The organism is Paenibacillus sp. p3-SID867 (assembly GCF_025142895.1).
Lineage (GTDB): Bacteria > Bacillota > Bacilli > Paenibacillales > Paenibacillaceae > Paenibacillus_AQ.
In genome coordinates this window covers 18,511-31,939 of sequence record NZ_JAMBDM010000036.1, presented here as the reverse complement: position 1 = coordinate 31,939, position 13,429 = coordinate 18,511, and the positions used below count along the sequence as shown (strand labels likewise).

Here is a 13,429-nt window from a genome sequence, read left to right as displayed (position 1 = left end):
AGGTAGGGGAGGCTTGCTTTTTCTTCAACAGCCGAGGAGCGATTAGCTTCGGCTAATATATGGGCGCACAAGAGGCCACGAGGGCGTCCCCGCAGGGGAGACCGAGCGGTGGCCGGGCACAAGCACCAGCCCCGCTCATATCCTCATCCCCACTCCGAACACCAAAGTTGCGGGTGTCCAGAGGGCAGCGCCCTTTGGGCCCTCCCTGGCAGGGAGGGTTTGGGTGGGTGGACTATTTTACAAATCCCAGCAGCATCTCACGAATCAGCTTCGCAGCCACGATCTGGGTCTGCTCGGTTGGATCATAGATCGGCGCCACTTCCACAAGATCGCATCCGACCACATTCACATCGGAGCCAGCAATGAGATGCACGGCTTCCAGCAGCTCTTTCGATGTGATGCCGCCCGCTTCTGCGGTACCGGTGCCCGGTGCGGCAGATGGATCAAGCACATCGATGTCGATGGTCACGTAGACCGGACGGTTGCCCATGGAAGGCAAGGCTTCTTTAAGAGGTGCCGCCACTTCGAACGGATAGAAGTTAATGTTCTCGCGTCCATATTGGAACTCCTCGCGGGAGCCGGAACGGATACCGAACTGATAAATGTTCTTTCCGCCCATAATACCCGCCGCCTTACGGACTGGCGTGGAGTGGGACAACGGCTCTCCCTCATAATGCTCGCGCAGGTCAGCATGGGCATCGATATGGATCAGAATAAGATCCGGATACTTCTCATACACCTTCTGAATGATCGGCCAAGAAACGAGGTGCTCACCGCCGAGTCCGATCGGGAATTTCCCGTCATCCAGCAGCTTGCCTACATAATCGCCAATCACTTCAAGACTGCGGCCCGCATTGCCGAAAGGCAGCATCAGGTCGCCTGCATCGAAATACGTCATGTCTTCAATGCTTTTATCTAAGTAAGGGCTGTACTCCTCCAAACCTACGGACGCCTGGCGAATACGGGCAGGGCCAAAACGGGAGCCGGGACGGTAGCTGACGGTGAAATCCATCGGCATACCATAAATGACGGCTTTGGACCCTTCATAATCCTCGGAGCTCAGAATAAACACGTTGCCGGAATAACCTTGATCCAGTTTCATCAGTTTATACGCTCCTCCTTATTTCACCAGGTCTTCAACGAATTTCGGCAGCACGAATGCCGCTTTGTGCAGACGAGGGGAATAGTATTTCGTATCCATTTCATCAATGGTGGACTCATCCACTTCGAGCGGATCATATGTTTTGCTGCCCATGGTGAATGTCCACAGACCGCTTGGGTACGTAGGGATGTTCGCGCCATATACGCGTACAATCGGGAAGATTTCCTTCACGTCTTTGTTGACCTGCTGAATCAGGTCCGCTTTGAACCAAGGGTTGTCCGTTTGGGCAACGAAAATACCGTCTTCCTTCAGCGCCTCATAGATCCCTTGATAGAATCCGCGCTCAAACAACGGAGCTGCCGGGCCTACAGGCTCGGTGGAGTCCACCATAATGACGTCGTATTCGTTCTTATGCTCAATAATGTGCATATATCCATCGTTAACCAGCACTTCGACCTTCGGATCATCCAGCTTGCCGGCGATCTCAGGCAAATACTGCTTCGAATATTCAATAACTTTTCCATCAATTTCAACGAGTACTGCTTTCTCTACGCCCGGATGCTTGATCACTTCGCGAATGACGCCACCGTCTCCTCCGCCGACAACAAGAACCTTCTTCGGATTTGGATGCGTGTTCAGCGCGGGGTGAGCGACCATCTCATGATAGACGAATTCATCCTTAATTGTAGTCATAACCATACCGTCCAAAACGAGCATGCGCCCGAATTCCTCAGTATCGATCATATCCAGTTGTTGAAACTCCGTCTTCTCATGTACAAAAGTCTCCCGGATTTTAGCCGTGATGCCAAAAGTCGGGGTTTGCTTCTCTGTGTACCATAATTCCATCGTCACTACCTTCTTTCCGCTAGAATAATGTTCAGCCGTCCAGATCCAAGCCGTAAAACTTTATTCGGGGCAGATGCCTTTAGCTTACAGTTTCACACTTTTCCTATTGTACCAAACAAATTAGATTATATTAAATCAAGCCCAAATTGCAACCAAAAGTTCCAGATCGCACGGACAGAAGCAAAATCCTCATGGATTCCCATGAATATCCTGCCCGCTCCAGCCCCATACTATATAGAAAAAGAAGGCAGCCAAGGGGAATTCCAACACATCTCGATCCTTGGCAGCTTAAAGCCTTCAACTTTACAAAAAGGACTGGAAGGAGAACCATCATGCCGGGACAAAAAAAATCACCCAAGCGCAAACGTCGTTTCGTCCGGCTTGCTACATTTCTGTTCGTACTTCTTGGCATTTCCATCATCGCCGGCGGCATTCTGCTCGCCTATTTATTTATAACGCCACTGCCCGTCGCGGAAACATCCCGCTACTCCCGTCTGCTCGACAACCAAGGAGATTTAATCGCCACCTTCTCCACCACGGGACATACCTCCGAGCAAGTGAGCTTAACCGATATATCTCCGCACCTGATCCAGGCTACCTTGGCAGTGGAGGACCGGAAGTTCTATGATCATCCGGGGTTTGACATGAAGGGTATGGCCCGAGCCGTACTCGTCAACCTGCAGCATATGGATCGCAAACAGGGGGCAAGCACGTTAACCCAGCAGCTTGCACGAAACTTATACCTATCTCATGAAAAAACGTGGACACGGAAGCTCAAGGAGGCCAAATTCACCGTCCAGCTTGAGATGAAATATACGAAAGATGAAATACTTGAGATGTACCTCAACGAAATTTATTACGGACACGGTGCTTACGGCATCGAGTCGGCGTCCTTGCTCTACTTCGGCAAGTCGGCAAAAAACCTGACGTTGGCCGAAAGCGCGATGCTGGCCGGCATTCCAAAGGGTCCGACCTATTACTCGCCCTATAACCATATCGACAACGCGCTCAAAAGACAGCAGATTATCTTGAATGCGATGGCGGAGACTGGATTCATTACCGAGGCAGAAGCCGATAAAGCCACCTCGGCCAAGCTCGCCCTGCTTCCTCAGGACCGACAGGAGAATAAAGTGATTGCCTCCTATTTCCGGGACTACGTCCGGAGTCTCGTCACCAAGCAGCTGAACATTACGGATCAGCAGCTCGAACAGGGTGGTCTGAACATCTATACAACCCTGGACCCGCGGGCCCAGAAGGCAGCCGAAGAGGCTGTATCTGCGGGCATGGACAGCAAGAGCGAGCTGGAAACGGCGCTGGTATCCATCGACCCGCGTAACGGGCACATTAAAGCCATGGTAGGCGGTAAGAACTACCGGGAGAATCAGTACAACCACGCTTTAGCCAAAACAAGGCAGCCCGGGTCGTCATTTAAGCCGATCATGTACTTAACGGCCATTGCATCCAAGGAAATGACAAGCACCAGCGTGTTCAACAGCCAGCCCACCCTGTTTCATTACGATAACAACCGCAAGACGTATCAGCCCAGCAACTTCGGCGATAAATATTTAGGCGAAATTCCCATGAGGGAAGCTATCGCCGCTTCGGATAATATTTATGCCGTGAACACCATCATGAAGATCGGCCCGGATAAAGTCGCCGACATGGCGAAAAAGATGGGTATCACAAGTCCGCTGGAGCCTGTTCCTTCCCTGGCCCTCGGCACCTCGCCCGTCAGCCCGCTGGAGATGGCCTCGGCTTACGCCGTCATGGCTAACAGCGGCATACGGGTCTCCCCTGTCGCGGTGCTGAGTATCACCGACGCTGCCGGCCGCAGCTTGTATTCAGCGCCGGAAGATGCAGGTGAACAAGTGGTTGAGCCTTCCGCTGCTTACGTGATGACGCGCATGATGGAGGGGGTATTCGAGACTGGTGGCACGGGCAACCGAGTCTCGACCCTAATGAAACGACCGGTGGCCGGAAAGACAGGCACCACCGACACCGACGCTTGGCTTGTTGGCTATACGCCGGAGCTGTCGACGGCGGTATGGGTGGGGTATGACAAAGGACGGGAGATTAGCAAAGTGGACGGACGGCGGGCAGCTCCGATTTTTGCGCAGTATACGGAGAAGGCTTTGGAGAACGTACCGCCTAAAATTTTTCCGATCCCGGACGAAGTCGTCAACGCATATGTGGATCCCAAGACCGGCAAGCTCGCCGGCGCCAGCTGTCCGGACAAAGTTCTGGAGGTCTTCGTCAAAGGAACGGAGCCTACGGAATATTGCGACGAACATGCAGGCGGGGAGCCCGCCAAGAAGGCCAACCCTGCAGATGCGGCCGAGAAACAGGAAGAGCGTTCCTGGTGGAAGGATTTCAAACGATGGTGGGTCGAGTAAATCGGATCGAACCCGTCACATAAAAAAAACAGCAAGCTCCTTATACGGGACGTTCCCGCACGAGGACCTGCTGTTTTTCTTTTTTTCACGATATGTAATGTAGATGGCTTCATTATAAAACGGTTATATATTCGATCATGGAACTACCCAGAATCACGATCACGAGCATCAGTGCAACGTAGACCAGGAGGATCGCATACAGCGGATCCAGGCCGCCAACCATTCTTTTTTTGTAGCTGGTCATAACGAATAACGGGACGGTCATCACGGTGCTGATGAACGACAGAAGGATGATAACCTTCGAGATATCGCCATTCAGGAACAGAAACAGAAAGCTGACCCCATACAACACGAGGAACAAGGGCAACAAAGCGCCGAACCTTGCCATCACTTCTTTTAGCTTTGCAGCCGGGTTGAAGGACAGCTTGACCGCAGCGAAGGTAAAGACATTCAGCAAGAATAGGAAAATCGCAGTCCAAACGATTGGCTTTAGGACAAGATCTGCAAATGCCCCCTCAGGCAGCCCTTGCAGCTCATGATGAAGCGCTGCATACAGTGCGAGTGGAAAAAGAACAACATAGAACAGCATGGACACGATCGCGTTGAAGAACTGGCTGCTTTCCGTTCCGGCAGCTGCGCCAAAGGGATTTCTTAATCCCTTCAGAAAATAATCCCCATAGAGCTGTCCGTACAATTTTAAGCTGGTCCAATAAGGATTGGGTTCCTCTTCTTCTTCAGAATGCTGCCGGCCTGCCGCTCGGAACGGAATATCCGGCGGGGTATATACCGGCAGAACAGATTCGGTCTGGCGTACATGAGATAGCTCCCCTCTACTGCCGCCATTTCGCCTAGTGACACTGTACGCCTCCGACGTTGCTGCTTGCTCTTTCATGGCGGCAAATACGGGCGAATCCTCGATAATCAGCCTTGCCCCGCATTTCTTGCAATACTTCCCATCTCCCGTTTCATATCGACATATTGGACAAGTCATACTCTGGCCTCCCCTGTTCATACACATCCGCAAATCGAAGATAGGTATTAGATAATGTACACATTCAAGTCGAAACGTTTGGCCCGTGCAAGGATGCTATGTAGCATGAGGCGCTCTGGGCCCAGGTATTCTTTCTATGCGAATTTACATCTTTTTGCTAATAGTATAAGTTGGCGTGTTATGAAATGGAAGGATTTTCTGAGGGACGATACTGCGCCTAACCCTTGGAATTGGTTAATACTATATGACTTGCTGATTCAATCTCGTTCTGTGAAATGCTTGTGAACAATCAAATATTCGTTTGAATATCGAGTGTAAATCGGGTATATTATGACTAACAATCAAATCAACGTTTGAATATATATAGAATAAAGAGCACTTATTGCTCCTACTCCAAGGAGGTTGTTCTTATGAATGTACGGACGATGAACGAAGAAATCGCCCTCGAGCTGTGTGAAACGGAATGTCCTTCAACTGAAAGAATTGCTTCCTTAAAAGAAACGATCTCCGATGAGGATATGATCGGCATGGCAGAAATCTTCAAGGCTTTGGCCGACCCGACGCGGGTCAAGGTAGCTTATATGCTGGACCGCGGCGGCGAGTTATGTGTTTGCGATGTAGCCGAAGTACTCGGAAGCTCAACGGCAACGGCCTCCCATCATCTGCGGACGCTGAAGAACAAAGATATCGCCAAATCGCGCAAGGCCGGAAAGAATGTATACTACTCACTCAAAGATGATCATATCCGAACATTGCTTCACATGACGCTGGAGCACCAGAAGGAGAAGATGTAGATGAGCAAGGACAACCATCAACCTTCCCAATCCTCTCCGGAGACAAGCGGCGAACTTATTGAATACCGGGTACAAGGGCTCTCCTGCCCTAACTGTACACGTGAAATGCAGGAGGAGATCCAGAAGCTGGATCATGGGAACAATGCCCGACTGAGTTACAACAGCGGGAAGCTGACCCTCTCTCCCCATGTCAATCTAAGCCGAGTAGAAACCATTCTGAAAAGTGACGGTGCGCGCATCGTTTATGCTCCGCAGACAGCCTTATCGGCCGCCAGTGCTGAAGTGCAGCCTATCCATTCATCGCATGCTCACGGATCGGCACAAGGACATGATCACGAACATGGCCATGATCATGCTCATGAACGTAGTCATGGCGGCATAGGGAGTATGAAATGGCTGCTGTCCATCTCCGCTGTTTTCTATCTCTTCACCTTTCTATTGGAAGGAAAAGTCGCCGAACCGGTTGTGATCGCATTATATGCAGGCGCTATGATTTTGAGCGGATATACGACATTTTTGCGCGGACTGCGTAATCTGACCCGCTTTAAATTCAATATGGATACCCTGATGACCGTTGCGCTCGTGGGTGCCGTCATCATCGGGGAGTGGCGGGAAGCCACATTGGTTGCCATTCTGTTTGGTCTTAACGAGCTGCTGGAAGGATACGGCATGAAACGGGCCCGGCAATCGATGGAAGCGCTGCTGGCCGCAGCGCCCAAAGAAGCGGAACTATGGAAAGACGGTCAAACCCAGCGCGTGCCGATCGAGAGTCTCACTCCCGGGGACGTTGTCCGGGTAAGACCCGGGGAGAAAATCCCTTCCGATGGAGCCATAACCCAAGGAACCGGGGCGGTGAACGAAGCCGCCATTACCGGGGAATCGGTACCTGTTACGAAACGGGAAGGCGATGCTGTGTTTGGCGGCAGTGTCAGCACCGACGGTGTGCTCTATATCGCCATATCGAAGGCCTATGAGGATTCCTCCCTGGCCAAGATCATGCATCTTGTACAGGAGGCACAGGACAGCAAGACGCCGACAGAGCTCTTCATCGATAAATTTGCTAAGTACTACACTCCTGCAATTATGATCATCGCGCTGGCCGTTACGCTGATTCCTCCGCTGCTGCTGAATCAGCCCTGGATGACCTGGATCTATCAGGGGCTGTCCATCCTCATTGTCGGATGCCCTTGTTCGCTTGTGCTTTCCTCTCCGATTGCATTGGTCAGCGGGATGACCCGCGCGGCACGCAACGGTATTCTGATCAAAGGCGGGGTCCACCTGGAGCAGCTTGGCCGGCTGGAAGCCATCGCTTTTGACAAGACGGGAACCTTGACCAAAGGCGAGCCTGCCGTCTATGCAGAGACGGTATATGATGAAACCAAATTTTATGCCGTTGTAGGCGCACTGGAGCAATCGTCTCTCCATCCGTTGGCTAAAGCCGTCATGAAACATCTGGAGATCAAGAATCCGCAGTGCATGTTCAATGAACCTCAACAGATAACGGTACTGCCAGGCGAAGGCATTCGGGCTGAAGTTGGAGGGAAATTGTTCTGGGTCGGAAGCGAGGAAGTGCTGAAGCATGTGAACGGCCAGCAAGATCATATCCGTGCCGTGGAGGATGACATTCGGCGCATGAAGGCCCAAGGTTATACGATTGTTGCTGCTGTAAGCGAAGATCGTGTATTAGGCCAGTTCGGCCTTGCCGACGAGATCAGACCGGAGACGGCAACCGTCGTCCGCAAGCTTCACGAGGCCGGTATCACGGATACGGTCATGCTGACAGGCGACCATGAGCAGTCCGCACAGGCCATCGCGAAACAATCCGGTGTAGCTCGGGTATTCGCAAGCCTCCTGCCGGAACAGAAGGTTGCCAAGATCAAGGAGCTTTCTTCCCGCAAAAAAACCGGCATGGTTGGCGATGGCATTAACGACGCCCCTGCATTGGCCGCTGCTGATCTGGGTATCGCGATGGGAAAAGGGACTGACAGTGCCATAGAAACCGCCGACGTTGTATTGATGCAGGATCACCTTGGCAAGCTTCCGGGGGCCATCAAAACCGCAAGACGGGTCAATCAGATTATCAAGTGGAATATCGGACTTTCTCTGTCGCTGAAGGCCATTGCTTTGCTGCTAACGATTCCAGGTTGGCTGACCCTGTGGATTGCAATCATATCGGACATGGGCGCCACCATTATCGTTACCTTGCTTGGTCTCACCATCCTGCTTGGCAAGGATCAGGAGCTGAAATCAGGATATTAATATAACCGGAGCTTCGCCCTTTCAGGGCAGCTCCGGTTTTTTTAGTTCGTCCTTTGGCCACTAGCTCTGATCTTTACGCCATAAGCATATATCAATTTTTACATGATTTTGCGATAGGGTGAAACATTTCCCATTATTTAGTCGTTTATATAGGCGGGAGTGTAAACCATAAGGAGGAACTGATATGAAATCCGTGCAACTCATCAAATTAGCAGGTACCGCATCCATAGCCATGTCTTTATTGCTTACGTCCTCATCGCTCGCAACGATTCCTGCCCATGCGGCAGCAGCTTCCACATCACAGAGCAAGGCAAACTGGAGCACGCTGGACGTGAAACATAAACCTTATACAAATAAAGGCGTCGTATTCATTCCATTGAAGGATGTTTCCGAACAACTGCAGCTGCAGTTGACGATCCCGGGAAAAAAAGAGCTGTATATTAACAGCCCGACACAGTCTGTTCGCATTATCATCGGTCAGTCGCGCGCAGTCAATGCCAAGGGGACCCCTCTCAAGCTTGAGGCGGCTCCGGTCGTGAAGAAAGGCGTGACTTATGTTCCAGCCAGTCTGATTACCAAAGCTTTCGGCATCCCTCTGAAATATGACAGCAAATCCGGACTTAGAACGACCTTTGATGCTTGGTCAAAATACGCCTATGCTTCCAAGGCCAATATGCTGTTCTGGGTAAATCGAGAGAATGGTATGCTGTCCATGGGTAAAGCCGGATCCATGCCAGCCCAAGTCGGTATGATCCCGGTAGAGGAGATCGATCAAGTCAGCTTAAGCGCACATCGGATCAACAGCAATACCTATGTGGTCGACTTGTCCAATTATTACGGCGAACCTCATATTCATGAGGGAAGATACCGGGTGCTCATACAGGACAAAAAAATCCTGAAGCTATCCAAAACCAATCATTCCAATTTTGCCGGGATCAACTACCATCCGGACCAACTCAGCTACAAAGGCAATATTGCCATGATGAACGGCAGTACGCTGGAGCTGGTTCATCCGATGGGCAAAACGGTCAAAACTTATGACCTGGCCGCGGTCACGGGAGTAAAGGATAGTTTTGTCGTAGAAGCGATTGAACAGGACTTCCTGCTCGTCCGACCATACACGAAGGCGACCTTGTATATCGTCCATCCGACAGGCAAGACAGCCGAGCTTATCTATCCTGAGCTTCTGGACGAGGAAACCATCAAGGTCATTGAGGAAATGCCGCCGAACGAGGTGGGCTTCATCGGTGACGGCCTTACGTATATCGGATATGCCGGCGGGAAGCTGACGTTCCAATACAACAATCCGTTTCTCGATCAAAAAGAAAAGCTGACCTACACCCTTCCATTCTAATCGATATGCAAATAAGTAGAAGACCGGCCGGATTCATTTACGAATCCAACCGGTCTTCTTCATGTTCGTCCTTTTTGGAAAGGCTTCTTTAATTTATTGTATCATTCCGCTGTCTGAAGAGCTTCCCTGAATTCCTCTGGCGATGCATTCCACCATTCCTCGTTACGCGAAATCAGCAGCTCGCGCAGTGCCTTCTTCTCGACGTCGCCAAGACCATCCAGAATGATCTTGCGCTTCATCGCCGCATCCATTTTATTCACATGATCGGCGAGGATCTTCCAGCCGCGACGGGCCTCCTGGTCGATCCACATTTCACAGGCGGTCATGCCTGCATAATGCTGTCCTTCCGCCGTACGATCTACAGCCACCCACACGATCCATACCTGTCGTCCATTGGGCACTTCATCCCGGTTCATGCTGAAACGGATACCCTTCTCCACCTTACTCTTGGCATGCATGGCCCCAATATCCACTCGGGCCTCGCCATTATCGATAATGACGGGTGACAGACTGTTCAGATCGATGGAGCCTGATCCAAACCCTTTATGCTTACTCTTGCTATTAATAATATTCAAAGCAATCGGTTTCTTCGCACCCTGCTTCTGCTCTTCATTCTCCACTGCTGCCGACCTCCTATATCAGAGCCGATCCTTACGTATCAGCTGCTAAATTGATAACCATGTCCCAATAATTTTATTTTAACTAATAATCCCCCAAAAGCAAACATATACATGCACTAGATGCTTGTCAACGGGAGGTTGTTCGATATGGTCCCACCACGTGCCAAAGTCTTTCTATCATCCCTGCTTGCCCTAGGTTTGCTTGCAGGATCGATGCCGATATTTCTGAATCCAGGGTCCTCAGCGTCTGCTCTTGCCCCAAATGCGGGCAAGCCCTCCGCCTCTGCCGTGGAGAAGGCCCCGCTCTCACCGCCTAAGGTGCAGCCTAATATTCCCGCTCCGGCCTTAAGCGACCGGCTGGTGGAATATCATATGGATGTTCGGTACGAGCCTGAGGAGAACAAGCTTAAGGGCAAACAGACACTCACTTGGACTCATCCAGGCAAAAAAAGCGTAAACGAGCTGTACTTTCATCTGTATCCCAATGCTTTTGCTTCCAATGATACGACTTTTATGAAGGAATCAGGCGGCAGGCTTCGTTCCGATCCCATGCCAGATGACGGATACGGCTCCATGACCATTACCAGCGTGAAAACAACCGAAGGACTGGCCCTGACCCATCGCCTTCAATTTGTTCAACCCGATGACGGCAACATCAAGGATCACAGCCTTGCCAAGCTAAGGTTGCCTAAACCCATCAAGAGCGGGGAGAGTGTTACCATTCATTTGGAGTTCGAGGTGGAGCTTCCCAAAATATTTGCCCGCATGGGAACCACCGAGAATTTTATTATGGCTGGCCAATGGTTTCCGAAAATTTCGGTCTATGAACCGACCGGTCTTCGCGGAAGAGCAGAGGAAGGCTGGAATCTTCATCAATACCACGGCAACTCCGAATTCTATTCCAACTTCGGCATTTACAGCGTTCGCATTCGAGTGCCCGAAAATTACATTGTCGCCGCGACCGGATTCCCTACCAAGCCTGCCCAAAAATCAAACGGGGAAAAAATTTATCAGTTTTACGCGGATGACGTGCATGATTTTGCCTGGTCGGCATCGCCAAACTTTGTCACGGCAGAAGAAGCATTCTCCGCACCTGGCGTACCTGGCGTCCGCATCAAGCTGTATCTCGATCCAGCCCATAAAGACTTAAAGGAGCGTTACTTTGATGCCGCCAAGTCGGCACTCGCTTCGTTTGGAAAATGGTACGGAACCTATCCGTATTCCACGTTGTCCATCGTCGTACCGCCTGAATCGGGCAACGGTGCAGGCGGCATGGAATACCCGACGCTGGTCACAGCCTTCGGTGCCAAGAACGATTCGCCGGGATATGAACTGGAGCGGACCGTTATTCATGAGATCGCCCATCAATATTTTTACGGAATGATTGCAAGTAACGAATTTGAGGAAGCGTGGCTGGACGAGGCCTTTGCGACCTATGCAGAAGAACGAGTGATGGAAAAAGAATACGGGATTACCTCCAATACGGCGGCTCAGGGAGCATCCATTACTTCCCCTGCACCGCTGAAGATGGAATCCTGGAAATACAGCTCTCACGAAAACTACGCACTGAATGTTTATACGAGGGGCAAGCTGGTGCTGCAAGGCATCGAACGGCAGGTCGGTCCACAGATGATGGGCAAGATTATGCATACCTATGCCCAGAAATACCGTTTCAAGCATCCAACCACATCTGACTTTCAGAAAGTCGTCGAGCAAGTAAGCCAAACGTCCTGGCAGTCGTATTTTGACCAATATGTATATGGAAGCCAGATGGCGGATGTCGCCATCGACGTGATCAAAACCAAAAATAAAGGCACGGCTGAAAATCCTCGGTATGAGTCCACGGTTCAGATTACGAGCAAGGACGGGGATATCACCGATGTGCCGATCGTGTTCGCCTTTGAGGACGGCAAAACGGTGGAACGAACCTGGAGCGGCAAAGACGGAAAAGTTGCTTACACCCTGGAGTACAGCTCTCCGCTCGCCTGGGCCATGGTTGATCCGAAGTACTCCATCGTCCTGGAGAATAAACACATTAATAACTATATGAAGGCAGGAATGGATCCGACGGTGGTTACACGCTGGAATCTCAGTATTACCAAGCTTGTGGAGACGCTGTTCGGCAGCCTGTCATGGTGAGGGGGGAGCACATGAAAAGTTACGCAGGCCAAGGGTGGATCAGTGTTAAAGACCAGCTATACGTCTTGATTCTGCTCTTCTTATACCGTTTGCTGTGGGGATATTGCCTGTACCGACTCGTAAAATCGGCAGTCGTCCCCCTTCTAATGCGATATCCGGATGCCGCTCCTAACGAGCTCAGCCGTCTTTTATTCTTCTACGAGGGCGAGATGAGCCTGTCCTTGAGCAGCACAGTACACACCTACGGATGGCTTCTGGCCGGTTTGCTTCTGATCCGGATGGTCCTCACCCCGCTCATTCGGGCCGGCATCTTCTACAACCTTCACCAGGAAGCCAAGGGCGAGCGCGGTTTATTCTTCTTCACTGGCATGCGGAAACTGTGGAAACCCGTAACGCTATTCTATCTGGTTGAGCTTATTCTCACCTTCGCGCCCGGTTACTGGATTCTGCCCAAAATCCTCCCGATTCTGCTGAATGGAATTCAGGAGCCTGTACTGCTGCTTCATGCACTGCCCTATGCAGCTGGCTGGTTCTTGTACGCCTATCTGATCCGCCTGTTTTTGCTCTATATGCAATTTGGCCGTACCGGCGATTCCAGCATGATCAGCTCTATCCATGCGCTCTTCCGCCGCTTGGGCACAGCAATGCTGTTATCCATCACCATCGGCGGATCCGCCTGTGTCATTCTGCTGCTCCTGAGCTCGGCCTCGCTCTTCTGGGCCGGGTTGATCGGCTTAATTATTCAGCAGGCCTCTTATTTCCTGAATGGACTTTTCCAAATTTGGGCAATGTCCGCTCAATATCATTTGTGGAGAGATTCCTGCTCACAGCATCCTTAATGGTTACAATTTGGCACCTAAAATAATGAAACACGCTCGCGAATAAGCTGTAATCAGAAGCGACACGTTTCTATCCCGCGCTAGATTTTACA

At 51.0% G+C, this 13,429-nt stretch carries 10 protein-coding genes; 6 read left to right on the top strand and 4 right to left on the bottom strand.

The window, feature by feature from the left end:
• Positions 1-232: 232 nt before the first annotated feature.
• Together speB and speE are read right to left on the bottom strand one after the other, a co-directional pair.
• Positions 233-1,102 carry an agmatinase gene (gene speB / locus M4D81_RS33540; protein ID WP_100541604.1) on the bottom strand — a complete coding sequence of 290 codons (870 nt, stop codon included), beginning with the start codon at positions 1,100-1,102 and terminating at the stop codon, positions 233-235.
• An 18-nt stretch (positions 1,103-1,120) separates the two neighbouring features.
• Positions 1,121-1,948, bottom strand: a complete 828-nt coding sequence (speE, locus tag M4D81_RS33535) for a polyamine aminopropyltransferase (protein WP_012818360.1) — start codon at positions 1,946-1,948, stop codon at positions 1,121-1,123.
• Between the two features lie 332 nt (positions 1,949-2,280).
• Between speE and M4D81_RS33530 the strand changes: the two genes are divergently transcribed.
• A complete protein-coding gene (locus M4D81_RS33530) occupies positions 2,281-4,341 on the top strand; it encodes a transglycosylase domain-containing protein (protein ID WP_260069545.1) in 2,061 nt (686 codons plus the stop codon).
• A 112-nt stretch (positions 4,342-4,453) separates the two neighbouring features.
• Here the strand turns inward: M4D81_RS33530 and M4D81_RS33525 are convergent, their stop codons facing one another.
• Complete coding sequence (locus M4D81_RS33525; protein WP_260069544.1) at positions 4,454-5,332, bottom strand: hypothetical protein; 879 nt, start codon at positions 5,330-5,332, stop codon at positions 4,454-4,456.
• A gap of 410 nt (positions 5,333-5,742) precedes the next feature.
• On the opposite strand from M4D81_RS33525, the gene M4D81_RS33520 reads away from it, so the two are divergent.
• The 3 genes from M4D81_RS33520 (at position 5,743) to M4D81_RS33510 (ending at position 9,739) form a co-directional block, all read left to right on the top strand.
• The gene (locus M4D81_RS33520) at positions 5,743-6,126 is read left to right on the top strand and encodes an ArsR/SmtB family transcription factor (protein WP_071221126.1); all 384 of its coding nucleotides are present in this window, start codon (positions 5,743-5,745) and stop codon (positions 6,124-6,126) included.
• A complete protein-coding gene (locus M4D81_RS33515) occupies positions 6,127-8,385 on the top strand; it encodes a heavy metal translocating P-type ATPase (protein ID WP_260069543.1) in 2,259 nt (752 codons plus the stop codon).
• A gap of 184 nt (positions 8,386-8,569) precedes the next feature.
• The gene (locus M4D81_RS33510; protein ID WP_260069542.1) at positions 8,570-9,739 is read left to right on the top strand and encodes a copper amine oxidase N-terminal domain-containing protein; all 1,170 of its coding nucleotides are present in this window, start codon (positions 8,570-8,572) and stop codon (positions 9,737-9,739) included.
• Positions 9,740-9,840: 101 nt separating this feature from the next.
• Here the strand turns inward: M4D81_RS33510 and M4D81_RS33505 are convergent, their stop codons facing one another.
• Positions 9,841-10,359 (bottom strand): YwhD family protein, encoded by a 519-nt coding sequence (locus tag M4D81_RS33505; RefSeq protein ID WP_071221123.1) that lies wholly within the window; start codon positions 10,357-10,359, stop codon positions 9,841-9,843.
• Positions 10,360-10,506: 147 nt separating this feature from the next.
• On the opposite strand from M4D81_RS33505, the gene M4D81_RS33500 reads away from it, so the two are divergent.
• Positions 10,507-12,498 (top strand): M1 family metallopeptidase, encoded by a 1,992-nt coding sequence (locus tag M4D81_RS33500; protein ID WP_071221122.1) that lies wholly within the window; start codon positions 10,507-10,509, stop codon positions 12,496-12,498.
• 11 nt (positions 12,499-12,509) lie between these two features.
• Positions 12,510-13,337, top strand: a complete 828-nt coding sequence (locus M4D81_RS33495; RefSeq protein ID WP_260069541.1) for a hypothetical protein — start codon at positions 12,510-12,512, stop codon at positions 13,335-13,337.
• The last annotated feature ends 92 nt before the right edge of the window (positions 13,338-13,429 follow it).

Excerpts from the sequence above, each read along its gene's own strand:
- speB (WP_100541604.1), bottom strand. The coding sequence starts at position 1,102 with ATGAAACTGGATCAAGGTTATTCCGGCAACGTGTTTATTCTGAGCTCC.
- speE (WP_012818360.1), bottom strand. The coding sequence starts at position 1,948 with ATGGAATTATGGTACACAGAGAAGCAAACCCCGACTTTTGGCATCACG.
- M4D81_RS33530 (WP_260069545.1), top strand. The coding sequence starts at position 2,281 with ATGCCGGGACAAAAAAAATCACCCAAGCGCAAACGTCGTTTCGTCCGG.
- M4D81_RS33525 (WP_260069544.1), bottom strand. The coding sequence starts at position 5,332 with ATGACTTGTCCAATATGTCGATATGAAACGGGAGATGGGAAGTATTGC.
- M4D81_RS33520 (WP_071221126.1), top strand. The coding sequence starts at position 5,743 with ATGAATGTACGGACGATGAACGAAGAAATCGCCCTCGAGCTGTGTGAA.
- M4D81_RS33515 (WP_260069543.1), top strand. The coding sequence starts at position 6,127 with ATGAGCAAGGACAACCATCAACCTTCCCAATCCTCTCCGGAGACAAGC.
- M4D81_RS33510 (WP_260069542.1), top strand. The coding sequence starts at position 8,570 with ATGAAATCCGTGCAACTCATCAAATTAGCAGGTACCGCATCCATAGCC.
- M4D81_RS33500 (WP_071221122.1), top strand. The coding sequence starts at position 10,507 with ATGGTCCCACCACGTGCCAAAGTCTTTCTATCATCCCTGCTTGCCCTA.
- M4D81_RS33495 (WP_260069541.1), top strand. The coding sequence starts at position 12,510 with ATGAAAAGTTACGCAGGCCAAGGGTGGATCAGTGTTAAAGACCAGCTA.